Annotated in this window: 25 protein-coding genes and 1 pseudogene; 12 read left to right on the top strand and 14 right to left on the bottom strand. The window is 47.3% G+C overall.

The features are described 5' to 3' along the window. Positions 1-195: 195 nt before the first annotated feature. Positions 196-1533: an NADP-specific glutamate dehydrogenase gene (locus L6468_RS07295; RefSeq protein WP_091818693.1), complete on the top strand. Its 1338-nt coding sequence runs from the start codon at positions 196-198 to the stop codon at positions 1531-1533. 149 nt (positions 1534-1682) lie between these two features. Here L6468_RS07295 and L6468_RS07290 read toward each other — a convergent pair whose 3' ends face one another. Continuing rightward, a complete protein-coding gene (locus tag L6468_RS07290) occupies positions 1683-2252 on the bottom strand; it encodes an L-threonylcarbamoyladenylate synthase (protein WP_237792779.1) in 570 nt (189 codons plus the stop codon). 147 nt (positions 2253-2399) lie between these two features. On the opposite strand from L6468_RS07290, the gene L6468_RS07285 reads away from it, so the two are divergent. The 3 genes from L6468_RS07285 to L6468_RS07275 are packed head-to-tail and all read left to right on the top strand — an operon-like array spanning position 2400 to position 5437. Next, positions 2400-2996, top strand: coding sequence for a DUF4468 domain-containing protein (locus L6468_RS07285; RefSeq protein ID WP_091854918.1), 597 nt, complete (start codon positions 2400-2402; stop codon positions 2994-2996). A 3-nt stretch (positions 2997-2999) separates the two neighbouring features. Beyond that, a complete protein-coding gene (locus L6468_RS07280; RefSeq protein ID WP_091854919.1) occupies positions 3000-3257 on the top strand; it encodes a hypothetical protein in 258 nt (85 codons plus the stop codon). After that, positions 3254-5437, top strand: a complete 2184-nt coding sequence (locus tag L6468_RS07275; RefSeq protein ID WP_237792778.1) for a putative porin — start codon at positions 3254-3256, stop codon at positions 5435-5437. The genes L6468_RS07280 and L6468_RS07275 overlap by 4 nt, the downstream gene beginning before the upstream one ends. Before the next feature lie 8 nt (positions 5438-5445). Here the strand turns inward: L6468_RS07275 and L6468_RS07270 are convergent, their stop codons facing one another. The 3 genes from L6468_RS07270 to L6468_RS07260 are packed head-to-tail and all read right to left on the bottom strand — an operon-like array spanning position 5446 to position 7662. Further along, complete coding sequence (locus L6468_RS07270) at positions 5446-6819, bottom strand: SLC13 family permease (protein ID WP_237792777.1); 1374 nt, start codon at positions 6817-6819, stop codon at positions 5446-5448. A 48-nt stretch (positions 6820-6867) separates the two neighbouring features. Then, complete coding sequence (locus L6468_RS07265; protein ID WP_091854923.1) at positions 6868-7476, bottom strand: OmpH/Skp family outer membrane protein; 609 nt, start codon at positions 7474-7476, stop codon at positions 6868-6870. A gap of 18 nt (positions 7477-7494) precedes the next feature. Then, positions 7495-7662 (bottom strand): hypothetical protein, encoded by a 168-nt coding sequence (locus L6468_RS07260; RefSeq protein WP_371836509.1) that lies wholly within the window; start codon positions 7660-7662, stop codon positions 7495-7497. A gap of 112 nt (positions 7663-7774) precedes the next feature. Here L6468_RS07260 and L6468_RS07255 point away from each other — a divergent pair, with 112 nt between their 5' ends. The 3 genes from L6468_RS07255 to L6468_RS07245 are packed head-to-tail and all read left to right on the top strand — an operon-like array spanning position 7775 to position 12546. Continuing rightward, complete coding sequence (locus tag L6468_RS07255) at positions 7775-9226, top strand: aminoacyl-histidine dipeptidase (protein WP_237792776.1); 1452 nt, start codon at positions 7775-7777, stop codon at positions 9224-9226. 9 nt (positions 9227-9235) lie between these two features. Further along, entirely contained in the window at positions 9236-12076 is a 2841-nt protein-coding gene (uvrA, locus tag L6468_RS07250) for an excinuclease ABC subunit UvrA (protein ID WP_237792775.1), read from the top strand. Beyond that, entirely contained in the window at positions 12073-12546 is a 474-nt protein-coding gene (locus L6468_RS07245) for a cytidine deaminase (protein WP_091818702.1), read from the top strand. Before uvrA ends, L6468_RS07245 begins: the two co-directional genes overlap by 4 nt. Here L6468_RS07245 and L6468_RS07240 read toward each other — a convergent pair. After that, a complete protein-coding gene (locus L6468_RS07240; protein ID WP_237792774.1) occupies positions 12543-13886 on the bottom strand; it encodes a right-handed parallel beta-helix repeat-containing protein in 1344 nt (447 codons plus the stop codon). The two genes, L6468_RS07245 and L6468_RS07240, sit on opposite strands and share 4 nt — an antisense overlap. A 282-nt stretch (positions 13887-14168) precedes the next feature. On the opposite strand from L6468_RS07240, the gene L6468_RS07235 reads away from it, so the two are divergent. Further along, positions 14169-14591, top strand: coding sequence for an Hsp20/alpha crystallin family protein (locus L6468_RS07235; RefSeq protein ID WP_176944353.1), 423 nt, complete (start codon positions 14169-14171; stop codon positions 14589-14591). A gap of 150 nt (positions 14592-14741) precedes the next feature. Here L6468_RS07235 and L6468_RS07230 read toward each other — a convergent pair. The 8 genes and pseudogenes from L6468_RS07230 to L6468_RS07195 all read right to left on the bottom strand — a co-directional run. Next, a pseudogene (locus tag L6468_RS07230) lies at positions 14742-15197 on the bottom strand (Fic family protein); the annotation flags it as partial. A 251-nt stretch (positions 15198-15448) separates the two neighbouring features. Further along, positions 15449-15757 carry a hypothetical protein gene (locus tag L6468_RS07225; RefSeq protein WP_237792772.1) on the bottom strand — a complete coding sequence of 103 codons (309 nt, stop codon included), beginning with the start codon at positions 15755-15757 and terminating at the stop codon, positions 15449-15451. A gap of 88 nt (positions 15758-15845) precedes the next feature. Beyond that, positions 15846-16562 carry a hypothetical protein gene (locus tag L6468_RS07220; protein ID WP_237792771.1) on the bottom strand — a complete coding sequence of 239 codons (717 nt, stop codon included), beginning with the start codon at positions 16560-16562 and terminating at the stop codon, positions 15846-15848. A gap of 123 nt (positions 16563-16685) precedes the next feature. Further along, a complete protein-coding gene (locus L6468_RS07215) occupies positions 16686-17717 on the bottom strand; it encodes a hypothetical protein (protein ID WP_237792770.1) in 1032 nt (343 codons plus the stop codon). A 138-nt stretch (positions 17718-17855) separates the two neighbouring features. After that, positions 17856-18737, bottom strand: coding sequence for a DNA-methyltransferase (locus tag L6468_RS07210; protein ID WP_237792769.1), 882 nt, complete (start codon positions 18735-18737; stop codon positions 17856-17858). Further along, on the bottom strand, positions 18734-19561 hold the full coding sequence (locus L6468_RS07205; protein ID WP_237792768.1) for a type II restriction endonuclease: 828 nt from the start codon (positions 19559-19561) through the stop codon (positions 18734-18736). The genes L6468_RS07210 and L6468_RS07205 overlap by 4 nt, the downstream gene beginning before the upstream one ends. Then, entirely contained in the window at positions 19554-20456 is a 903-nt protein-coding gene (locus L6468_RS07200) for a DNA adenine methylase (protein WP_237792767.1), read from the bottom strand. The genes L6468_RS07205 and L6468_RS07200 overlap by 8 nt, the downstream gene beginning before the upstream one ends. Positions 20457-20766: 310 nt before the next feature. Then, the gene (locus tag L6468_RS07195; RefSeq protein ID WP_237792766.1) at positions 20767-20943 is read right to left on the bottom strand and encodes a DpnD/PcfM family protein; all 177 of its coding nucleotides are present in this window, start codon (positions 20941-20943) and stop codon (positions 20767-20769) included. 128 nt (positions 20944-21071) lie between these two features. On the opposite strand from L6468_RS07195, the gene L6468_RS07190 reads away from it, so the two are divergent. Then, positions 21072-21308 carry a hypothetical protein gene (locus L6468_RS07190; RefSeq protein ID WP_237792765.1) on the top strand — a complete coding sequence of 79 codons (237 nt, stop codon included), beginning with the start codon at positions 21072-21074 and terminating at the stop codon, positions 21306-21308. A gap of 386 nt (positions 21309-21694) precedes the next feature. Here L6468_RS07190 and L6468_RS14695 read toward each other — a convergent pair whose 3' ends face one another. Beyond that, positions 21695-21820 (bottom strand): hypothetical protein, encoded by a 126-nt coding sequence (locus L6468_RS14695; protein WP_255380709.1) that lies wholly within the window; start codon positions 21818-21820, stop codon positions 21695-21697. A 214-nt stretch (positions 21821-22034) separates the two neighbouring features. On the opposite strand from L6468_RS14695, the gene L6468_RS07185 reads away from it, so the two are divergent. From L6468_RS07185 to L6468_RS07175, 3 genes are all read left to right on the top strand, one after another. After that, positions 22035-22298 (top strand): hypothetical protein, encoded by a 264-nt coding sequence (locus tag L6468_RS07185; RefSeq protein WP_237792764.1) that lies wholly within the window; start codon positions 22035-22037, stop codon positions 22296-22298. After that, positions 22295-22693 (top strand): PIN domain-containing protein, encoded by a 399-nt coding sequence (locus L6468_RS07180; protein WP_237792763.1) that lies wholly within the window; start codon positions 22295-22297, stop codon positions 22691-22693. Before L6468_RS07185 ends, L6468_RS07180 begins: the two co-directional genes overlap by 4 nt. 397 nt (positions 22694-23090) lie before the next feature. Then, positions 23091-23627 (top strand): HU family DNA-binding protein, encoded by a 537-nt coding sequence (locus L6468_RS07175; protein ID WP_237792762.1) that lies wholly within the window; start codon positions 23091-23093, stop codon positions 23625-23627. Positions 23628-23643: the final 16 nt, after the last annotated feature.

Below are 23643 nucleotides of genomic sequence, written 5' to 3'. Positions count from 1 at the left end.
ATAAGGTGTAGATTGAATGTACATAATACAACCTCTTGACATAAGTCAACTATTTACGTAACAATGTGTCAAAAAGATAGTTTTTCGATAAAAAAGTTGATAAAATGTTTGGTATTTCAATTTTTTGCTTTACCTTTGCAACCGCAATTTGAAACAAACCATTAGTTCAACAATTAATTTTAAAGGTAAAAGATTATGAATGCAGCACAAGTTGTAGAGCAGCTGAAACAGCGCTTTCCTAACGAGCCCGAGTACATTCAGGCCGTAAGTCAGGTACTTCCCACTATTGAGGAAGAGTACAACAAGCACCCCGAGTTTGAAAAGAGCAACCTCATCGAGCGTCTTTGCATCCCCGATCGCGTGATTGAGTTCCGTGTTACATGGACCGACGATAAGGGTAATGTTCAGACAAACATGGGTTATCGCATTCAGCACAACAACGCTATTGGTCCGTACAAAGGCGGTATCCGTTTTCACAAGTCTGTAAACCTGGGTATCCTGAAGTTCCTGGCTTTCGAGCAGACTTTCAAGAACTCACTGACAACTCTGCCTATGGGCGGTGCTAAGGGTGGTTCTGACTTCTCTCCACGCGGCAAGAGCGATGCAGAAGTTATGCGTTTCTGCCAGGCCTTCATGAACGAGCTCTATCGTCATATTGGTCCCGATGAGGACGTACCTGCTGGTGACATCGGCGTAGGTGGTCGTGAGGTTGGCTACATGTTCGGTCAGTACAAGAAGTTGACACATCAGTTCCAGGGTGTTCTCACAGGTAAGGGAATCCAGTTCGGTGGTTCACTCATCCGTCCTGAGGCAACTGGTTACGGTACAGTATACTTCCTCGTTTCAATGTTGCAGACTCGCGGCATCGAGCTGAAGGGTAAGAAGGTTCTGATTTCTGGTGCTGGTAACGTAGCACAGTACGCTGCTGAGAAGTGCTTGCAGCTCGGTGCTATCCCCATGACAATGTCAGACTCAGACGGTTACATCTACGATCCCGATGGTATCACTCGCGAGAAGCTCGACTACATCATGCAGTTGAAGAATGTAGAGCGCGGACGTATCAAGGAGTATGTTGAGGAGTATCCTACAGCTAAATATTACGAGGGCAAGCGTCCTTGGTTCGAGAAAGCTGACATCGCCCTGCCTTGCGCAACTCAGAACGAGATCAACGGCGAGCAGGCTCAGGCTCTCGTAGACAATGGTGTTATCGCTGTTGCTGAGGGTGCTAACATGCCTTCACTCCCCGAGGCTATCAAGATCTTCCAGGATGCTAAGATCCTGTACGCTCCTGGTAAGGCTTCTAACGCCGGTGGTGTATCAGTATCAGGTCTTGAGATGAGTCAGAACTCTGAGCGTCTGAGCTGGACTGCCAAGGAGGTTGATGACTACCTGAAGCGTATCATGAACGACATTCACGAGAACTGCGTGAAGTACGGTACACAGGCTGACGGATACATCAACTACGTGAAGGGTGCTAACGTAGCAGGCTTCATGAAGGTTGCTAAGGCTATGATGGCTCAGGGCATCGTATAAGCTAGACGAAGTCAAGGTTATTTACGATGATGATAAGTCATCGTATAAGCTAGACAACACAAAAACAGTTACTATAAAAAGAGACTCGCCTCCGAAATGGAAGCGAGTCTTTTATTATTAATAGTTAGTCTATCGTCTTAACTCCTTAACTACTTTCTGATAATCACTACCTGTCCGTCGGCCGACAGTTTAATAATGCTGGAGGGCTGATGGGGCTGATGCTCCTGACGGCGCGTCCAACAAACATAGTCCACCTGCTCGAGGATACGAGGGTCAATATCACGATAGTTCTGCGCAGCAGGTTCACCGCTGATATTAGCCGAAGTAGATACGATGGCCTTCTGGAAACGGAAGCAGAGTTCGTGAGAGAAAGCCTCCTTCGTGATGCGAATACCGATAGAACCATCCTCGGCAATCAGATTCGGTGCCAGGTTCACAGCCCCGTCAAGAATCAGCGTTGTAGGTTTCTCTACACAGTCAATAAGCTGCCAGGCCACATCGGGCACATTTCTCACATAGCGCTGCAGACGGGCGTCGCTGTCAACCAGGCAGATAAGCGCCTTGGAATCATCACGCTGCTTGATTTCATACACACGTTTCACGGCCTCCGCATTGGTAGCATCACAACCGATTCCCCAAACGGTATCCGTAGGATAGAGAATCACCCCACCCTTTCTCATTGCCTCAATGGCATTCTTAATATCCTGTTCCTGTGTCATAATATTCTGATTTTGCCGGTGCAAAGTTACACATTATTATAATAAAAAAACGACATTTTACTGAAAAAATCCTTAAACGCGTTATAAACTATTGGAGGAAAGAAAAAAACTTAGTAACTTTGCATCATCGATTAATAAACTAAAAAGATGAAAAAAATACTGATTGCAATGATGCTGTCGATGCCGTTAGTCATCTCAGCTCAGGACAACACATGGGAACAGGTACAACAGAACAACCTTGACCAGAAATACTTGGTAGGAGCAGTGCCTGAAGTTGATGGACACGTTGTATTCTCAACGACAATCAACGCACCTGGCAAGAGTGCCCAGCAGATTTATGACGTGCTTCATGACGAACTGCTGAAAATGACCAAGGAGCCCAATCAGATTGAGCAGAGTCGTATTACGCTCGATGACAAAGACGCCCACAAACTGGTAGCCAGTTATCAGGAATGGCTGGTTTTCAAGAACAAGCCCCTGAACCTGGACCGTACACGATTCCTTTACCAGATTATTGCAGACTGCAAGGACGGACAGGCTGATATCAAGCTGAACCGTATCGTCTATATCTACGACGAGGAGCGTGACATGACAACCTATAAGGCTGAGGAATGGATTACCGATCAGTATGGTCTGAACAAGAAGAAGAACAAGCTGGCCCGTGTCAGCGGAAAGTTCCGTCGTAAGACCGTTGATCGTGTTGACTACCTCTTCAACCGTTTCAAAATGTTGCTTCAGAAATAAAATATGTCAGAACAAGAATCGCTGCTGCCACCAGAAGAGCGCGACAAGGTGGAGCATCCAAAACGCCACAACCTGGAACCCTTCCGGGATTCCAGCAGGACACGAGAGCTGAGATTCTGGCTGAATATCCTCTTTATGATAGGTGCCATTGCAGGCTTAGTGGTCTATTTCTATGCCAGTCAGCCGGTGGCCATGTGGATCTTAGCAATATCGTGTGGTTTTAAATTCATAGAATTAGCATTGCGCATACTGAAAATATGAGAAAAAAGCAGTATCTGCTTCTTACAATGATGGCCGTCAGTTTGCTGAACGGCCACTATTTGTTGGCACAGACGCAAAGATCGTCCAACAGCTTTGACAGTTTTGACAGTGATGATCAGAACGGTCGTACATTCAATCCCTTTGACAACGACTCCACCAAGCAGCACAAAGAGATTCCGAAGGGAATCTACGTATGGACCGTTGACCAGAAATTCGGAGATATCAAGAGAGTTGACGTAGACACGATGCCGCATCTCTACCCCCAGACCACATTGGCCATGGGACGACAGATGCAGTATAACACATTGGGTAATAACTACACCGCCCGCCAGAACCGTATCTTCATAGACCGCAAGGAGAAACAGCAGTTTGCCTTCACCGAGGTCTATGATATGGTACTCAAACAGCCCGGCGACTTCCATTTCACCAATACCCTCTCGCCCATCACCAACCTGAGTTATGACAACTGCGGCAACAAGACCAATGGTGAGGATCACCTGCAGGCTAAGTTTGCTACGAATGCAGGCAAGCGCATAGGCCTGGGTATGGACCTGAACTATTCCTATGCCCGCGGCTATTTCCAGAACCAGAGCATCAGCCATTTCGGGGCCACGTTCTATGCCAGTTACCTGGGCGACCAGTATCAGTTGCACGCCCTCTACTCCACCAATCACCAGAAGGCTACAGAGAATGGCGGCGTCACCAATGATGACTATATCAGGCATCCGGAACTCACGGAGCAGTCGTACTCTGCCAACGAGATTCCCGTTATCCTCCAGCAGAACTGGAACCGTAATGACCACCAGCACCTGTTCCTGACACACCGCTACAGCCTGGGCTTCTACCAGGATGTGCCCATGACCGAGGAAGAGAGAAAAGCGAAGGAGTTTGCCCTGGCATCAGCACTCGACAATAAGAAAGACAGTATCGACGCATCTGACGGGACAGTTAAGCCCGACTCTGCTATGCTGTTTATGAAACGCGAGTTCAAACCCGTGACCAGTTTCATCCACACCGCAGAACTGGGCAGTTATGAGCGCAGATACCAGGCCTACCAGACGCCAGCCAACTATTACGGCAATACCTATTATAACCGTTATAATGACACCTATGCCAACGACTCCGTTTTCGACCTGACCAACTATTTCAGTCTGAAGAACACCCTTGCCATCGCCCTGATGGAAGGATTCAATAAATATGCGATGGCAGGCTTGAAAGTCTTCGCATCCCATGAGCTGCGCCGCGCCAAGATGCCAATGGATATTGCCAATGACAATGCGACGATGGGCACCATCAATGAACATAGTGTCAGCATTGGCGGACAGCTGCAACGTACGCAGGGACACACCCTCCATTATAACGCCCTGGCAGAGACATGGGTGGCCGGCGAGGATATGGGTCAGTTGAAGCTCGACGGACAGGCCGACTTGAACTTCGCCTTCCTGGGAGACACCGTACGTCTGGTTGCCAAAGGCTATTTCCACAGGCTGAACCACACGATGTATGAGCGTAAATTCCACGCCAAGCATTTCTGGTGGGACAATAACCTGGACAAGGAGACACGTACACGCGTGGAGGGTAACTTCACCTACGAGAAGACCAGGACAACGCTGCGTGTGGCTGTGGAAGAGATTCAGAACTACACCTACTACGGCATGTCCTACACGCGTGCCAACGATACCAATACGCTGCTCACGGCTGGTGTCCGTCAGCATGGCGGCAACCTGAATATCCTCACCGCCCAACTGGACCAGAAGTTGCAGCTGGGTCCCCTTCATTGGGATAATGTGCTGACCTATCAGTCATCATCCAATGAGGACGTGCTCCCTCTGCCCACGCTTAACGCCTTCTCCAACCTCTACCTGGAGTTTATGATTGCCGGTGTGCTGCGCGTAGAACTGGGCGGTGCCGCTACCTGGTTCACCAAGTATAATGCGCCCGACTTCTGTCCTGGCATCAACCAGTTTGCCGTACAGGAAAATGGCCAGACCCGTACAGAGCTTGGCAACTTCCCCTTCGTTGACGTCTATGCCAACCTGCACCTGAAGCACGCACGCTTCTTCCTGATGATGCAGAATGCCACAGCATCATCATTCAACAAGAATTATTTCCTGACGCCACACTACGCACAAAATGAGGCAACTATTCATTTCGGCGTATCGTGGAACTTCTTCAACTAAGATTTTTCTTAAGAGTAAATAAGTACTTCACACCATAGGATGGCTAAACCCAAAAGCCATCCTATGAGTACTTTTAGCGTGATGTTCTTGATGTACCAGCTCAGGTGGATATGCTCCAGTTTCATCAGGGCCAGGCCACAGACGCTGCCTACGCTGAGCAGACAGCCGCCTACTGCCGTACAATAGGCAATCACCTTCCAGTAGGTACCGTTCTGGGCATAGTCACCGGCATTCCATACGTCGTACATAAAGATATCGCTGGCAGCAATCGTGAACGAGTCCACCAGACTACTGAGGATACCCGACAGGATACTCACAACCCACAGATTACCAATCGTCGCGTCAATCCAGTCGGCCACCTCCGTGAAGACACCCGTTTCACTCACCACGCCAAGACCCAGCATGATACCCATCACAAAGAGCATCTGCTGGATGGCCTCATACTGAATGACACGGGGAATACGGCGCTGCGACGTCTGGTCGGCATTCATCAGCTTACGGTTGAAAGCCTCGTTGACGACCCACAGCAGGGCCAGTACCACCAAGGCACCAAGGAAAGCAGGCAGACGCGTGATACTCAGGAAGGTAGGCACAAACCACAGGCCGCCGATACCAACCAGGAACATCAGCATGCGCTGCCAACGGTTCAGGCGGGTATCATCGCCGCGGAAAGGCGCTACGCCCCATTCTATATCCAGGCGGGAAGGCAACTGGCGTCCGATGAGATAGGTAGGCACCACCCACGCTGCAAGCGCAGGCCAGGCCAGATAGCTGGAGAAGTCGGAAGCCGTCACGGCCTCGTTGGCCCACAGCATCAGACCCGTAGGATCACCAATCACGGTAAAGCAGCCGCCACAGACAGCAGCCAGCACGATAGCAGAACCGATAAACATGCGCTGTGCACGACTCTTCACGATATTATGCATGATAACCAGCATCACAATCGTGGTGGTCAGGTTATCCAGATTGGCTGAAAGGATAAAGGTAGCCAGCGTGATGGTCCAAAGCAGGCGCTTTGTCTCGCGTGTACGAATCCACTCACTGATAAAGTCAAAACACCCATTTGTATTCAGGATTTCAATGATGGACATCGTTGCCAGCAGATACATGACGATGGCCGCAGCCTTACCTACATACTTCAGGAAAATACTGTCGTAGATAAAGTTCTTCACCTGCTCGCTGGAAGCAGCATTGCCATCGAGGAAAGCCTCATAGGCCCCAGGATGCATATCCATTACAAAGTCATTACCCCAAATGATATAGACTACCCATCCGATAGCTGCAAGGAAGATGCTGATAGCTGCCTTGTTCACACCCGTAAGGTGAGTAGTAGCAATCAAAAGATAACTAAGCAGCAGCAATAAAATAATAATCAATGTCATTGGTAAAGACGTTTATAATGGATATACTCTGGGGGTGATATAAATGACTTACTTCGTCTTCGTAGAGTCAGAAGCAGTCATCTTCTTGTAGCGACGGTTCATGCCGTTCACCACATCAGTAGTGATATCGAAGCGCTTGTCAGCATAGAGCACAGCAGCCTTGTTGACAATCATATCATACTTCTTGTCCTTGTTATAGTCGGCCAGGAAGTTATCGAGACTGTCCTGGAAAGCCTGCAGGAATTTCTGCTGCTCGTTGGCCAGCTCGTTCTCCAGACGCTGCTGCAGGGCCACGATGTTCTGCTGCTCGCGCTGCAGGTTAGCCTGAGCGGCCTCGGCCTGCTCACGTGATGTGAAGCCATTGCTCTGGAGCTTCTGCTGGAAAGCCTGTGCATTCTTATCCAACTGAGCCGTCTTGGCCTGGATGGTATTACGGGCATTGGTACCCTTCTTCTCTAATTCGAGTGACTTCTCCTTAGCAAACTCATACTGAGCTGTCAAAGTGTCAATTTCAATGTAGGCGATACGCATACCCTCACCAGTTGTTGTTGCTACTGCCTCGGGCTCTTCGTCCATCTTAGGGGCAGAGTTGTTACAAGCTGAGGTAAGACCAACGAGGGTCAGAAGTGCAAAAGCACGGATAAAGTTTTTTTTCATTTGTTGTTATTGATATTATTAATTATTTCTTTCATTGACTGCCAGGCTGCTCCTTCTGCGCTGTTCACGATCCTGATCCATCACACAGTGGATACCACGCTGACGCATGGCCTTTGAATCGTGGATATGCTGCGACGAGAAGCGCCCATTCTTACGAAAAACCAGTTTAATGCACAAAAATGCCATCGAGATAGCAATTATTAACGTGCTGATTGCAATTATTTCAACCATTTTTACTAACTTTGCGGTTGCAAAGGTAATAATTAAATATTAAACATTAAACAATAAAACATTAAAAATGAATAAAAGCACACTAAAACCTGCTTCTGTATTTGAACAGTTTGCTAAAATAAACGAAATTCCCCGTCCTTCCAAACGTGAAGAAAAGATGATTGAATACCTCAAGAACTGGGGCGAGAGCCATGGTCTTGAGACAAAAGTCGACGAGACGGGTAATGTGCTGATCCGCAAACCAGCCACCAAGGGATACGAGAACAAGAAGACCGTGATTCTGCAGAGCCATATGGATATGGTATGCGACAAGCTGGTGGATGTTGACTTCGATTTCGACAAGGACGCCATCCAGACCTATGTTGACGGCGACTGGCTGAAGGCCAAGGGTACCACACTGGGTGCCGACGACGGTATCGGTTGCGCTATCGAACTGGCTATCCTTGAGGCCCAGGATATCGAGCACGGCCCCCTGGAGTGCGTGTTCACCCGCGACGAGGAGACAGGTCTTAGCGGTGCCGAGGGCATGAAGTCAGGCTTCATGACCGGCGACTACCTCATCAACCTCGATTCTGAGGACGAGGGCGAGATGTTCGTATCATGCGCCGGTGGTCGCAACACGCAGGCCAAGTTCACCTTCAAGCGTGAGGAGGCTCCTGCCGGTTCATTCTTCCTGCGTGCCCAACTGAAAGGTCTGACGGGTGGTCACTCTGGTGATGATATCAACAAGAAGCGTGCCAACGCCATCAAACTGCTGGGCCGCTTCCTCTTCCAGACCATGAACCGCTACGAGGGCGTACGCCTGGCACAGTTCCATTCCGGCAAGCTCCACAATGCCATTCCCCGCGACGGTATGTTTGTCATCGCCGTTCCCCATGATGTCAAGGAGAACGTGAAGGCCGACTGGAACGTTTTCTCTGCCCAGGTAGAGGACGAGTTCCATGTGACCGATACCCAGATGGTGTGGTCGATGGAGAGCACAGAGGCAGAGCCAGTTATCGAGGCTCAGGTAGCCCGCAATTTCGTATGGGCACTACAGGCTGTGGACAATGGTATCTACGCTATCTGTCAGGATCCCGAACTAAACGGTATGGTAGAGACTTCTTCAAACATTGCTGCTATCCACTCTGCAGAGACAGAAATAACAATTCTCTCCTCACAGCGTTCTAACGTGATGTCTAATCTCGACAATATGTGTGCCACCATCGTAGCTACCTTCCAACTGGCTGGTGCCGAGGCCCACAGCAGCGACGGCTATCCCGCCTGGAAGATGAGAGCTGAGAGCAAGTTGCGCGATACTGTCGTTGAGACCTACAAGGAGCTGTTTGGCAGGGAGCCTGTTGTACGTGGTATCCACGCCGGTCTGGAGTGCGGTCTCTTCTCAGAACGCTATCCCAATATCGACATGATCTCGTTCGGTCCCACGCTGCGTGATGTTCACACACCTGATGAGCGCCTGTATATCCCCACCGTTGAGATGGTATGGGATCACCTGTTGCTCGTTTTGAAACGCATCTAATATAATAAGGTGAGTCAAGAATACATAGAAATCAAGGGTGCACGCGTCAATAATCTCAAGAATATTGACGTGCGCATCCCTCGTAATAAGTTTGTTGTCATATCTGGTGTATCAGGTTCCGGCAAATCATCGTTGGCTTTCGACACGCTGTATGCCGAGGGTCAGCGCCGCTATGTGGAGAGCCTTAGCAGCTATGCCCGTCAGTTCCTGGGACGAATGAACAAGCCCGAGTGCGACTTCATCCGTGGTATCCCGCCTGCCATCGCCATCGAACAGAAGGTGATTGCGCGCAACCCACGAAGCACCGTAGGCACGTCCACAGAGATTTACGAATACCTGCGCCTGCTCTTTGCCCGCATCGGCCGCACCTATTCTCCCATCAGCGGTGAAGAGGTGAAGAAACATTCCACGGAAGATGTGGTGCAGAAGATGCTGGAGTTCTCCGAAGGCACCAAGTTCGTTGTGATGGCACCTATTAAGGTACCTGAAGGCCGTACTCTGGAGCAACAGCTCAAGGCCTGTATCCTCCAGGGCTACAGCAGGATGACGTCACCAGGAACGCCCGATGGCGAACAGTTTATCCGCATCGACGACTACCTGGAGTCCAATCCCGAATCAGAGCCCGCCGAGATGCCATATCTCGTCATCGACCGCCTGTCGTCTTCTGATAACAAGGAGACCATCAGCCGACTCGTTGACTCTGCCGAGACAGCCTTCTTCGAGGGTCACGGCGAGATGCGCCTCATGGTGCTGCCCTCAGGGTTGAGCTATGATTTCTCCACCCGTTTCGAGGCCGACGGCATCACGTTCGAGGAGCCTACCGACCAGCTGTTCTCGTTCAACTCACCCGCAGGTGCCTGTCCTGAGTGCCAGGGCTTTGGCAAGGTGATGGGTATCGACGAGCATCTGGTCATCCCCGACACAGGTCTGTCGGTCTATGATGGTTGCGTGGTTTGCTGGCACGGCGAGAAGATGGGCGAATGGAAGAACTGGTTCATCCGTCATGCGGCCAACGACGACTTCCCTATCTTCGAACCTTATTACAACCTGACCCAACAGCAGAAAGACTGGCTGTGGCACGGTCTGCCCTCTGACCGCGGCGCCAAGGAGAAACCCTGTATTGACGCTTTCTTCCAGATGGTGAAAGAGAATCAGTACAAGATTCAGTATCGTGTGATGCTGGCGCGCTATCGTGGAAAGACCACCTGTCCTACCTGTCACGGCACGCGTCTGAAGCCAGAGGCTGAGTATGTGAAAATCAACGGACGAAGCATCACGGATCTCGTACAGATGCCCGTTATCCGCCTGAAGGACTGGTTCGCCCAGTTGCAACTCCCTGAGCATGATGCCGAGGTGGGCAAGCGCCTCTTGCTGGAGATTACCTCACGCCTGCAATTCCTTCTGGATGTGGGACTTGGCTATCTGACGCTCAACCGTTTGTCCAACTCTCTTTCTGGTGGTGAGAGTCAGCGTATCAACCTCTGCACATCGCTTGGAAGCAGTCTGGTTGGTTCACTTTATATCCTTGACGAACCCAGCATCGGATTGCACTCCCGCGACACCGACCGCCTGATTCATGTCCTCAAGGAACTGCAGGCGCTGGGCAATACCGTCGTTGTGGTGGAGCACGACGAGGAGATTATCCGTGCTGCCGACTATATCATCGACATCGGTCCTGACGCAGGACGACTGGGAGGAGAGGTTGTTTATGCTGGGGATCCTAGTACTACTAGTACTACTAGTGAGACTAGTAAAACTAGCAAGCCTAGTACCCCTAGCCGCTCCTACACCCTCCAGTACCTCTCTGGCGAGGAGACCATCCCTGTGCCGGCGAGCCGCCGCCCCTGGAATCGCCATATCGATATCAAGGGCGCCCGCATGAACAACCTGCGCGGCATCAATGTAGAGATACCGCTCAACGTGCTCACGGTGGTGACGGGCGTATCGGGTTCCGGCAAATCCAGCCTTATCAAGGGTATCCTCTACCCTGCCCTCAAGCGCCATATGGGCGACGTCTGCGATGCCCCTGGCGAATACAGCGGACTGGCGGGCGACCTCGACGCTATCCGTCGTGTGGAGTTCGTGGACCAGAATCCTATCGGTAAGTCCTCGCGCTCCAATCCCGCCACCTATGTCAAGGCCTACGATGCCATTCGCGACCTCTATGCCGACCAGCCCCTGTCGCAACAGATGGGCTTCACGCCGCAGTATTTCTCGTTCAATGCCGATGGCGGACGCTGCGACGAGTGTAAGGGTGCCGGCACTATCACCGTCGAGATGCAGTTCATGGCCGACCTTGTGCTGGAGTGCGAAGCCTGTCACGGCAAGCGTTTCAAGCACGATATCCTGGACGTGAAATACGAGGGCAAGAATATCGACGACATCCTGAATATGACCATCACCGAGGCCATCGAGTTCTTCAAGGCCAACGGACAGAAGACCATCGTCAACCGTCTGAAGCCCCTGGAGGATGTTGGTCTGGGCTATATCAAACTGGGACAGAACTCCAGCACGCTCTCCGGTGGTGAGAACCAGCGCGTCAAACTGGCCTATTTCATCGGTCAGGAGAAGCAGGAGCCTACGCTCTTCATCTTCGACGAGCCCACCACGGGTCTGCATTTCCACGATATCAAGCGCCTCATGTCGTCACTCGACGCCCTGATAGCGCGCGGACATACCGTGCTGATTATCGAGCACAACATGGACGTCATCAAACTGGCCGACCATGTCATAGATCTCGGTCCTGACGGTGGCGACAAGGGTGGCAACCTCGTTATCGCAGGTACACCTGAAGAAGTGGCAAAATGTAAGAACAGTATAACCGGTCAATACTTAAAGCTAAAAATATGAAAGAACTGAAATTAAAACCCGTCATCATGGAATGTCAGATGGAGGAGCTCACCAACGACGAGCAGTTCCTTCTGCAGAAAGCCATTGAGTCTACGAACAACAGTTACGCGAAGTATTCCCACTTCCACGTAGGCGCAGCCATACAGTTGTCCAACGGTGTTGTGATACCCGGATGTAATCAGGAGAATGCCGCCTTCCCCGCAGGCATCTGTGCTGAGCGCTCAGCCATCTTTGCTGCCGGAGCCCAGTATCCTGACGAGGCTGTCGAGGTGATTGCCATTGCTGCCCGCGAGCCCGGAGGCGAACTCACCAGCGAGCCTGTCAGTCCCTGTGGCACCTGTCGTCAGGTCATCATCGAGACCGAGACCCGTTTCTCCAAGCCCATGCGCATCCTGCTCTACGGCAAGAACCGTATCTACGTGATGGATGGTATCAAGAACCTGATGCCGCTGTCGTTTACGGAGTTTTAATAGCATCCCCACCCCTGGACGGGTGAGATAGAATCCAAGTGAAAGTCGTACTTCAAATTATCCTCATCGATCAGTTTGAAGTGCTTCTTTCCTTGAATAGAGTCTTTGGGTGATTCCCATTTCACATTTCTGAAAAGCAGCGTGTCCACGCCTTCCTCGTAGGGTGTGCGAAGCAGCGTGTTCGAGAACTGGAAGTTGTAGGTCTTCAGCGTGTCCACCACGACACCCATCACCACATCCTCGTCATAGCCCGTCACAATACTGCTGTCGCAGTTCATGCCGTAGAGCGGCAGTATGTTGCTGAACCGTAGTGCAGCACCGCGTCCGCCTACAAAGGGATAGAACTGCGCAAACGTACATCTGTTGACGTCGGCCTTTCCGCCATACACCGCCAGACAGTCGCCCTGCGTGTTTGACAACTGACAGTAGCGCAGCCGGATATTCGCGTTATAGCTCACCACGCCAGCTCCCTTGCAGTTATGTACGATGCAATGGTCCATATCCAGGCGCCTCACGTTCTCCGTATAGGCTGTTGAGTCGCAGCAGATGCCATACTTCCCTGCGTTACGTATCTCCGTATTCCTGAGCACGTTGCGTGTTGACGAACTGCGGAACACCACGCCGCCATCCATTCCCCACTGACCACTCACACGGTCGTAAGGCAGGTAGTCAAACATATGGTCCAGCCTGTCGCCACGCATCACCACACTGTCCGTCAGCAATCGTCCATAGACCTCCAGTCCCGGACCCTCATGGAAATACAACGTCGTGTTACGTATCGTCAGCGTCGCCGCACTGTCCACCTTCAGTCCGCCATACACGATAATCGGTTTCTTGCTCTCTATCAGCGAGTCCTGATGCACCACCACGTTGCGCATCTCCACGGCATCCCAGGTATGTCCCTGCAACACCAGCTGCTGCTCCACGCCGCTCTCCAGCCTGAACACCAGCTTATCCTCCACCAGCTGAGGCTCCAGCGCCCCATTCTCAGGTGCCGTCAGTTCCACGAACACGCGGATGCTGTCGCCCTCTCTCACCTCCAGATCGGTCACCACCGAGCCCAGCGAATTATCCAGGTACGCCCCGTCCACGTTCACGCGGAAGCCCGTCTGGTTGCCCTGAGCCAGTCTGACGCTCTGCAACCTGACGCCGTCACTATTTCGGTTATACACCCAGAAATCATACGTTCTCGACCCCACGGTAGAAAACACCGTGTCCATCTTTAGCGAGTCAATCGAAAACGACAACCTGGCCGACGTACTCGTCGTAAACGAGTCGTTGTCCCCACAGCCCACCAGGGCCATCAATATAGCGAAGAAAAATAAAATCCGACGTATCATAACAATAATACAACGTATTTTTTCCTGTTTTATTTTTTATATAACTATGCAAAAGACAGAAAAAGTTATCTGACAATTATTCAGACCAACGTTTAACTGAGTTTAAAGGATTGTCAGCATAGTTTAAGCGAGTTTAAATTCCGTGCCAGAATGACAAGCACGACAGTCAGTATTTTCGCAGGCACGTACTTTGCACAAGTGTTAGTGAAAGCCGAAGCAAACAGGCCGAGGCGATCATAGAACAATAAGTTAAACTAAAAGTATAATTAGGAGGTATTAATTATGTTACCAGTAATGTTTCAGAACAGTTGGATGCCAACAGTATTTGAGGATTTCTTTAACAATGATTGGATGCCTCGTGCCAACAGTACAGCACCCGCAGTCAATGTCAAGGAGAGTGAAAAGGCCTACACCATGGAACTTGCAGCTCCAGGCATTAAGAAAGAATATTGCCGCGTAGGCATCAACGACGAGGGCAACCTCACCATCGCCATCGAGAACAAACAGGAACACAAGCATGAGGACAGTCACCGCCACTATCTGCGCCGTGAGTTCAGCTACTCGAACTACGAGCAGAACTACACACTGCCTGATGATGTGGTCCGCGACAAGATTTCTGCCAAGGTGGAGGACGGCATTCTGACCATCACCATGCCGAAGACCGAACCGAAGGAGAAAGTGACCAAGGCCATTGAGGTGTCATAACACAGCCCATTCAAGCAAGTAAATAATCCCTGACCTGCAATTGAGCAGGTCAGGGATTCTTCGTATCCGTTCACTTGTCCTCAGACATCAGGCCTCTTCCTTCAGCCCTCAGCCCTCAGCCCTCTTACATCTTCCCTCTTCCATCAGCCATCAAAAGTACTCCCTCACAGCAAAATCGAACTGGTCGATGAAAATCTGCTTGAAGGCATACAGATTGTTCTGCTCGTAAAAGATGAGCATTGCCTTCTTGTAGTCGATGGAGTCAACAGAACGGAAACTCAGCGGACAGTAGCCGTTGGCTATCAAAATGGCATTACTGGTAATACGAGCCGTACGCTTGTTGCCGTCTGAGAAGGCCTGAATATACGAGAGAAGTACCAGCGCCAGCAGAGCCTTCTCAAACACATTATCACGACTGTTTATCAAGTCGCAGGTGTCGTGCATGGCCTCGCGAATCTGAAACTCATTGTCTAGCGGACGGTAGTTGGTACCTGTAATACCCACACGGCGATGACGGATGCCCCTGTCCACCGATAGCTCCTTGGTCAGCAGCTGGTGAATATCTTCTATGTGGCTCACCGTCAACTGCTGCAGATAGTCAGAATTACTCGAAAGCCGTTCCACAAACTATCTCGTCGCGCGAGGATAGTGGATGGTAGTGCAGAAACTGCAATATTTCTCTAGAGATATCCATACCTTTTACGTTATTTATCGGCGCAAAGATACGGATATTTTTTAAATTATCGGCTCATTTTGATCTAAATAATCATATTTTTAGTATGAATTTTGAGCCGATTCCGGGATTTCAGGTGTCATTTTCCCTCATACATCATACATCAGTCATCAGCCATCAGACTTCAGCCATCAGCCCTCTTTCTCTTCAGTTGCTCTATTTCCTCACGCAACTGCTTCACCTCATTTTGCAGAGCATTCCATTCCTCTTCCGAGACCACGAATCCACCTTCACCCTCAGCACTATTATCTTCCACATACGTAGTTTGACTTTGAGCTGGGACATTGCTCCTATCACTTTGAGCCTCCTTCATTTTGGATATAAAACTCCAACCTGCTATTCCCACAGCCACAAACATGACTACCAAGATAGTCAAAAAGACGATAATGAATTTCTTCGTTCCGTTCTGGTTTTCGTATTCAAATTCTCGCATAGCGTATTCGTTTTATTATGGTTACTTATAATACTCTGACTTAAAGTTCATCATACGAGACTTTAGTCTGAAATATTGTCTGAATTACCTACCAGAGGCTTCTATCTACGATTTTCAGTCCTTGGTATAAATCTGCTACTTGATCATAGGACAGGAATTTTACGCGGTTCTCTATTGAAGAAAACATGGATGCATGAAGTTTATCTTCAAACTCGTTCTTTCTACAAACATCTGCCACAATATAGAAACCCGAGTTAAAATCTTGTAGTTCGTAGAACTTGGATAGTGAGTTCTTTATATCTGTGGTATGCTCAACTTCATAGAAATCTGTTGGCATGCTTCGTTCATTGAACCAAATTACATCTATCGTACGAGCTTTTCTCTTTAGTTCTTCATGAGTAAAATCTGGTAATATAGTAGTATCTGTAATCTCTCCGAGTTTTTTATCTATAAAAACTCTGTTTTGATCTTGAGCAGGTACATAAGTTCTTTGATGACGATACTTTCCGATTTCGACAAGCAATCCTTGATAATATCCATGAGTAAACAAATCCTCACTTTTCTTATCCTCAGGATTAATACTTAATTGATTCAATACATCATTGCGCATTTCCTCTAATGCCCACAGTCCTGGTCGTATTCTAAAAATACGTTTACTATTCTGAACAATTCGTCTTACAGAAGCCTCAGGTGTCTTTGTAGCCCAGGATGAAAAGTCAATAAGACCATTAAGCTTTCGTAATGTGGCGTAACCACCTTCATTACGAAGCACTTCAATTACTTGTTCTTCCTGAGTTACTTTCATGCTGCAAATATAAGAGTTTTTAAGGAAACATGCAAGACATTTCATTATTTCTTCATTATCAAGTTGCCAGGGGCATGTCATCTTATATCAGCCGAGATATAGACCTGTCACTAATGTTCTTTATCAATATCTTACCCCACATTCATATTTAAATAATACATCTATTTTAGAGTTTCCGTCAAACTCTAGTCTTGTATCATTTAAAGTTATCTTCTCAGTTTCTCTGTAAAGACCTCTCCAGTCATTCCAGAAACAGCAACTTACCGTGGCTACATTACCTTCTATCCTTACTTTTGGACTAAGGTCATCTTCCACATCAGGAATATCTATCCGCTTGAATAATGGAGGAATTTTCGCTTTATCTTCCTTACAGAACAAAAGGGTCTTTCTGCCATAACCTCCATGCCACACAAATGGGAGTAAAGCCGTCGCCTTACTCAAGAGATAAGCTTGCCAAACACCCATCTCTGACCATTTCACTATCATATGTTTATAAATATCATAAATTGGGGCAAAATCATAATACTTCCAAAAAGGGGTCATATAATTTCCAGATTTAACTGTCTTCAAATAGTCTTCACAATAAGTGTCATCACCTTGATGACAATAGAACCAAGACTTATCGCCAAAATCTTTTATTTCGGCAAATCTTAGACCCAAGTACCATCCGAAGTCGAGTTTTAAGCAGTTAAGTATTTCCCGGATACCCTTTAGATTTACTGGTTCCCCATTATTCTTTAGCGATTTTACTTCTTGAATAAACTTATTTCCAACACTTACCAATTCACTTGTATCTACGTGTTTCTTTTCAACTAGGTCTTGATATATCACCTTTTCCTTCCATGCCACAATCAGTTTACCGTTCTTGGATGTAAGAACAGACATGAATTCTACACTAAATTCTATTATCTCAGCTAAACAAATGAGCTCATTTACGTAAAGTTCAGTCGTTGGAAAAATAAGATAGAATTCTATTTCATCTGTTGCATCTGAATCTGGATGGCTTACTATATAATCGTAGTTATCGATCACTCTAATTTCCGGTTTCCTACCCAATTCTTTCTTCCCCCAGACATCCTCTACGGCAGTATCTAGAAGCTTGAAATACTGTGCATCAGCGACCTTCAACCCATTTAAATATTTATATTCTATCATTGTCGAGTATCTATTATAATAATCTTTCTGTTACTCGGATTAACGTATCTTTTGTAATAAGATCTTTAGTAATAATATTCTGCAAAGATATAAAAAAATCCGCATAGTCCAACTATACGGATAATATTTTTTTATATTCTAGTCCAAGAAAGGGAGTCTGTCTTCTATCTCATCATGACAAATGAAGCAGTCTGGCTGAAGGGATTCGGCCTTGACGATGTCAGGAATCTTTTTCTTGAAAGTGGCAAACGTCTTGGGATTCTCAATCTCTTCACGACGAGCCCTGCTGATGCCTGCGAACACATCTTCCTTTTCTATGCCCAGATAACGACGCCCCAGCAGATTTGCTGCAATACCCGTTGTTGACGAGCCTGCAAACGGGTCGAGAATCCATGCACCAGGCTCTGTGGAAGCCATGATGATACGACTCAGCAGCCCCAGAGGCTTCTGCGTAGGATGCTTCGTGCACGACTTCTCCCAGGGCGCAATAGCAGGTAGGCGCCACACATCTGTCATCTGTCTATTGTCATTAATGTGCTTCATCAACTCATAATTATAATAATGTGCCACCTTCGCTTTCTTACGTGCCCAGATAACAAACTCCGTTGAATACGTGAAGTAGCGGCAAGAGACATTAGGCGGCGGATTAGTCTTAGCCCATGTGATGACATTGAGAATCTTGTAGCCAAGTTTCGTCAGACAGTTGGCCACAGAAAAGATATTGTGGTATGTGCCGGAAATCCAGATGGTGCCATTGTCCTTCAGTTTCTCCCTGCACAACGCCAGCCACTTCATGTTAAAGGCATCAATCTCCTCCTGCGACATACTTTTGTCCCAGTCACCTTTATCCACACAAACCACCTTGCCGTTCTGCACGCTGATGCCGCCACTCGACAGGAAATATGGAGGGTCGGCAAATATCATGTCGAACTTGAAGTTGAACTGCGGCAGCAACTCAAACGTATCGCCATGAAGCAGGTTGAAATCGTGGTTGGGAGATTTATAGTAAGGTATTATCACAATTCCGAGCGTACTAAATCTGTAAATTCTTTGATAGTAGTTAGATTATAAACATATGGTATCTTTTCATATGCTTCCTTAAACGCACCAACTCCATGCCATCCTATACCATCCGTAATCCATACGAACTTGTAACCTTTGATTGAATTAATATTGGGGGATAATTTGGTATACGACCTTGCAGTCTCAGTTGGTTTAGAACCACCACCTGAATAAAAGTTCACCTCTATCAAATATGTCTGTTTTTGGGTTCGTATCACAAAGTCAAAACGTTTAATATCTTCTCCAAGTACGTTTTTAACGTCTGGGATCTTTTTGCATGGAACTTCAGCTTGGCAAGGAATCCCATTCTTTGTAAAAATGTCATGCACCCAATTCTCCATAACATGTCCACTCCGATTCTTTCTAGCATTAGAATCAAGTCCAGTCTCTACACCAAATACATAGTCAACAAGATTCTTTATTTCCCTGCTTTTAAAAACTTGTGCTAAGCCTGTTCCATCTAAAAATTCCATAACACCTTCTACAGACAAATATAAATCTTTTATTGGGCGAGCTGTTTTATCAGGCAATAGATACATCTTGTCGTCTTTTCGTCTAGTGGCAATTAGAATGTCTAATACCTGAAAAACTCGAGGGTCTCTGTCCCATAATAATTTTACTGCAGTCCGAAGGTCTTCTTTTCCTATGAGATAATTGAGCGTATTCAGACTTATTGAAATCTCATCTACATTCTGCTGAATCTTTTCAAAATCACAATAGAAATCAAGGGTCGCATTTGTCTCATAAAGTTGAGACATAAACAAATCAAAATCCTTATTCATAGTTCTTGATCAATAGTTCGGTTAGTTTACCACGCTTCTCTGGGTTCGCATTAATGGCACGAGAGGCATAGACGCGATGTATGTGGAAAGGAGCATAGATGTCCTCAAAGAAAGTGTCCTCAGGATTCTTGGCAGAACAATCGGAATTGCTGAGCATCCACCTAACATTGGGCTGCTCATTGAGGTGAGAGCAGAAATCACGCAGGCGAATCTGCTCATCGTCGTTGAACTCCTCTTTGGCATAAGAGTTGAAGCTGGAGGTGGCATTCAGCGGACGATATGGAGGGTCAAAATAGAAGAAGACAGGTCCTTCTTGCATTTCATCGGCAGTCCGTTCAAAGTCGCCATTCAGTATCGTCACATCAGCGCGATTCAATACCTCACTGTCAGCCAGAATAGTATCAACGTTGCAGATTGTAGGATGAGAATTGCGACCAAAGGGCACGTTGAACTTGCCTTTGCTGTTGACACGATACAAACCATTAAAACAGGTGCGATTCAGGAACATCAGATACTTTGTGCGTTCAACATCATCCAGTACCGTTTCATTGAAGATATTCCTCACGTTAAGGAAATAGTCCTTCTTTGCCTCTTCATCAGACTGCGAGAAGTATTCCTGCTCCAAAGCAGAGAGCCGGCGTATCAATTCTTCCGGCTGCTGCTTGATGACGCGATAAGCCGTAACCAGATGCGGATTGATGTCGTTGATAACTGCATGGGTGATATTGGGAAACTTGCGAAGCATGTGAAATAGCATTGCTCCACCACCCACGAATGGCTCAATATAAGTAAACGCCTGCCCTTGCAATTCACCAGGCAGATGTTCGTCAAGTTGTGATAAAAGTTGTCCTTTGCCTCCAGCCCATTTCAAGAAAGGCTTTGCTTCTGTACTCATCGTTCTTTTTGCCGTTTTGGGCGTGGACAAAAAGAAAGCGCACCACCTTCGTTTTCCAACTCCAGACAAAGGCAGTCCACCACAGAAGCCCATACAGAGAGAAGGAAAGGAAGGGGTACGCCTATACAGAATAGGCGTATCCGCATTCCCCGAGCCCCTCTGTATAAAATGTTTGGTGGACTTTTTATGTCTGAGGTCTCTTCGAATCTAGATACTGCTATCTAATTTCCACGATGTCATTTTGCGCTCATGATGAGTATCAAAAGCGGTGCAAAGATAGTCATTTTCTTTTGAAAACTATCAGCACTTACTATGATTTTTCATCTTTCACGCTGAATTCTGTTTCTTTGTAGTCAGAATCATCCAGCACAATCTCGCATTTTCGATACTTTTGCCTCACCTGTTTGATGGCGTCCTCTTCGTCTGAGGCCTCCACTTCCACGATACGGCTTAGCACCTCCAATACTTCTATGCTGAACTTCTTCATACGAGGCACAAAATTACCACAAATACAGGAGATTTTTGCGATTAGATCAAAACTTAACAAAATAGATCAAAATTGATCAAAAATCTTTGCTGCTCTCCTTTTGATCTCTTACCTTCGCAGCAAAAAAGATGGAAAAGAAATGGGTTAAGACAGAAGAGATGCTCGAGGCATTGATAAGAGAGGCGGATACGGAACAGCAATATTGCCATTATCTTGGTGGTATGTTGCGTTCCACACATTGGCTCGAGTATTCATCAAAGCGTCAAAAGTTTGGGGATTCCACAAATTGGTTTGACTACACATGGTATACAGAATCAGAATTCCTGGAAGTTTATGCCAACCAGTGGTGGATGAGGGAAGTATAAACAGTAATCGCCCCAACAAGGAGGATTTCCCTCCTCGTTGAGGCGTTGTCCCTACTCTCTCGCCAAGGCCCAGCCGTCGAGCAAGGCAATCCAATCCAGTCCTTCTGCACCGCATTCCTGGACGCACATCGCGGCACCCAACTTCATCCAGCGGGATGGCTTATCCGAGGGGATGCCCAGGGGCTCGTCAGCTCCGATGCCCGTGAACCTGCATACATTCTCAATGTACCGCTTCGTATTGTTCTCATTAGGCGGCGCCCAGCGGTTGATTATCGCCCTGACAGGACGCCTGGGGACTGGTACCTGTCAGCTTCATTATTATTTATTCGCGATATACTGCTTGATCTTCTCAATAAGTAATCGCGTAGGTGCTGGAGCTTTTTTCACTAAGACTCATAAAGCACCTCCTTATCTTCTTCTACGTTGTAATAAAACATAGCATGAGGTCCGTTGAACCATTCGTCCTTTGTGTATGCGTGCGGACGAACGTCGGCTCCCAAATTCCAGCCCATCAGTACGAATGGATAGGAATAAATGTCGAAGTCCTCGTGTACAAGTTTGGTGTTGTTATGTTTTTAATCTCGCTGCAAATATACAAAAGATTACGAAAATGATGCTTTTCAAGCAGAAAAAGATATGATAGACTCGATTTTTCTTGGATAAATTGTTTTGTGAATTCGGAATTATTATTTATTTTTGCAGTCAGAAACAATAAAAATTGAGTATATGAATACCAATGTTTTAGTATCACCTTCATCGATTAGCGCCAAATATTGGTCAGAATTGAAGGATTTGAGCGACAATGTTAAACTGGAGCTCATAACGCTTCTTAGCAGTTCAATGACTCGTCCAGAGGAGGAAAAGAAAGAACCTCGCAAGGGATGGGCCAGCCGTTTTGCTGGTAAGTGGAAGGATAGCCGTTCGGCAGAAGAAATCATGGAAGAAATACGTACTGCAAGGACAAATAACACATTTGACGCTGAACTATGAACGGATATCTGCTCGACACAAGTACATGTATTTTTCTGCTTAGAGGAAATCGTAACGTTGAAAATAAACTCAACGATATTGAAGAAAGTAGCTGCTACATTACAGATATTGTTGTAGCAGAACTCGTTTTTGGTGCATATTACAGTGATCGAATCGAAGACAATCTCAAACAGGTAGAAGAGTTTGTTGCCGAAATGAATGTGATTTCCTTCGACCAGACCATCCATACTTTTGCGCAGGAAAGAGCTAAACTTTGGAAATCAGGTAAGAAAATTGAAGACTTCGACTTATTGATTGGCTGCGCTGCTAAGGCTAAGGATCTGATAGTCGTAACCCATAACCGCAAGCACTTTGAGCATATAGAAGGCTTGAAGATTGAGGACTGGGCAGTATAAAATATACGACACCTAAACCTTACAATCTTACATTCTTACAATCTTACATTTGGCATAAAAAATGAGGGAAGAAAATTAAGTAATATAATAATATTATAATATTATTATATTACTTAAACTCTACCACTACAAAAAATATATGAAATGTAAGAATGTAAGATTGTAAGATTGTAAGATATTCATGTTTTTATATTTCTTGACAAAGAATATTTGTAGGTATCGCTTTTTATGAGTACCTTTGCATTGTCAATAAGGGATAAATATTGCGCCCTAACTAGCGAGAAAAATTTTCCTAGTGCACGAGGAAGTTTGGAAGCACGAAGGCACTCTAGAGACCCGAAATTGACAAAGGTAAAAAGATTAAACATTTAATAACCATTTAAAACACATTTAGATTATGTCAATGAAAGTAAAAGCAAAAGAACAGTTGCAGAAGGTAGGCACCTACGCTGGTAAGTATCGCTACGTGATGATGCCTGAGTTGTACACCGCCCTCACACAGGACAAGGTAATCAAGGAGGCTGCCCTTCGCAGTGGTGTGAGCCGAGGCGTGATGCAGGCATGCTGGGATGCAGCCGGTGATGTCATCAAGGCATGGGCAACGGAAGGTCACTCGGTGGCACTGCCTGGACTGGGTACCATGCGCTTCGGTCTGCGTGCCAAGAGCGTAGAGACGGTGAACGAGGTAAAGGCAGAGCTGATCACCAGTCGTCGTATCATCTTCACGCCCGACACAGACCTGAAGGAGGAGCTGGCAAAGACCGCCATCCAGATCACCTGTTTCGACAGAGACGGTAAGGAAGTGAAGCGCGTCACCTCAACATCGGGCGAGGTGGAAGACCCTGAAAACGGAGGCGGCGAGAACCCTGAGAACGGCGGAGGCGGCAGTTCTAGCTCCGAATCTGGCAACGGCGGCGGACCGGTGAATCCTTAAGGATTAAACATTAAAC

The sequence above is a fragment of the Prevotella communis genome, assembly GCF_022024115.1.
In the GTDB taxonomy this organism is placed as follows: domain Bacteria; phylum Bacteroidota; class Bacteroidia; order Bacteroidales; family Bacteroidaceae; genus Prevotella; species Prevotella communis.
The sequence above is the reverse complement of the archived record's forward strand: the minus strand, read 5'-3'. Positions and strand labels throughout refer to the sequence as shown.

Coding starts and splice junctions, on each gene's coding strand:
- L6468_RS07290 (WP_237792779.1), bottom strand. CDS start 2,252: ATGACACAGGAACAGGATATTAAGAATGCCATTGAGGCAATGAGAAAG.
- L6468_RS07225 (WP_237792772.1), bottom strand. CDS start 15,757: ATGCGAGAATTTGAATACGAAAACCAGAACGGAACGAAGAAATTCATT.
- L6468_RS07265 (WP_091854923.1), bottom strand. CDS start 7,476: ATGAAAAAAAACTTTATCCGTGCTTTTGCACTTCTGACCCTCGTTGGT.
- L6468_RS07295 (WP_091818693.1), top strand. CDS start 196: ATGAATGCAGCACAAGTTGTAGAGCAGCTGAAACAGCGCTTTCCTAAC.
- L6468_RS14695 (WP_255380709.1), bottom strand. CDS start 21,820: ATGGGCTGGAATTTGGGAGCCGACGTTCGTCCGCACGCATACACAAAG.
- L6468_RS07205 (WP_237792768.1), bottom strand. CDS start 19,561: ATGAATAAGGATTTTGATTTGTTTATGTCTCAACTTTATGAGACAAAT.
- L6468_RS07200 (WP_237792767.1), bottom strand. CDS start 20,456: ATGAGTACAGAAGCAAAGCCTTTCTTGAAATGGGCTGGAGGCAAAGGA.
- L6468_RS07255 (WP_237792776.1), top strand. CDS start 7,775: ATGAATAAAAGCACACTAAAACCTGCTTCTGTATTTGAACAGTTTGCT.
- L6468_RS07270 (WP_237792777.1), bottom strand. CDS start 6,819: ATGACATTGATTATTATTTTATTGCTGCTGCTTAGTTATCTTTTGATT.
- L6468_RS07190 (WP_237792765.1), top strand. CDS start 21,072: ATGGAAAAGAAATGGGTTAAGACAGAAGAGATGCTCGAGGCATTGATA.
- L6468_RS07215 (WP_237792770.1), bottom strand. CDS start 17,717: ATGATAGAATATAAATATTTAAATGGGTTGAAGGTCGCTGATGCACAG.
- L6468_RS07195 (WP_237792766.1), bottom strand. CDS start 20,943: ATGAAGAAGTTCAGCATAGAAGTATTGGAGGTGCTAAGCCGTATCGTG.
- L6468_RS07260 (WP_371836509.1), bottom strand. CDS start 7,662: ATGGCATTTTTGTGCATTAAACTGGTTTTTCGTAAGAATGGGCGCTTC.
- L6468_RS07220 (WP_237792771.1), bottom strand. CDS start 16,562: ATGAAAGTAACTCAGGAAGAACAAGTAATTGAAGTGCTTCGTAATGAA.
- L6468_RS07240 (WP_237792774.1), bottom strand. CDS start 13,886: ATGATACGTCGGATTTTATTTTTCTTCGCTATATTGATGGCCCTGGTG.
- L6468_RS07245 (WP_091818702.1), top strand. CDS start 12,073: ATGAAAGAACTGAAATTAAAACCCGTCATCATGGAATGTCAGATGGAG.
- L6468_RS07185 (WP_237792764.1), top strand. CDS start 22,035: ATGAATACCAATGTTTTAGTATCACCTTCATCGATTAGCGCCAAATAT.
- L6468_RS07285 (WP_091854918.1), top strand. CDS start 2,400: ATGAAAAAAATACTGATTGCAATGATGCTGTCGATGCCGTTAGTCATC.
- L6468_RS07175 (WP_237792762.1), top strand. CDS start 23,091: ATGTCAATGAAAGTAAAAGCAAAAGAACAGTTGCAGAAGGTAGGCACC.
- L6468_RS07235 (WP_176944353.1), top strand. CDS start 14,169: ATGTTACCAGTAATGTTTCAGAACAGTTGGATGCCAACAGTATTTGAG.
- L6468_RS07280 (WP_091854919.1), top strand. CDS start 3,000: ATGTCAGAACAAGAATCGCTGCTGCCACCAGAAGAGCGCGACAAGGTG.
- L6468_RS07275 (WP_237792778.1), top strand. CDS start 3,254: ATGAGAAAAAAGCAGTATCTGCTTCTTACAATGATGGCCGTCAGTTTG.
- L6468_RS07180 (WP_237792763.1), top strand. CDS start 22,295: ATGAACGGATATCTGCTCGACACAAGTACATGTATTTTTCTGCTTAGA.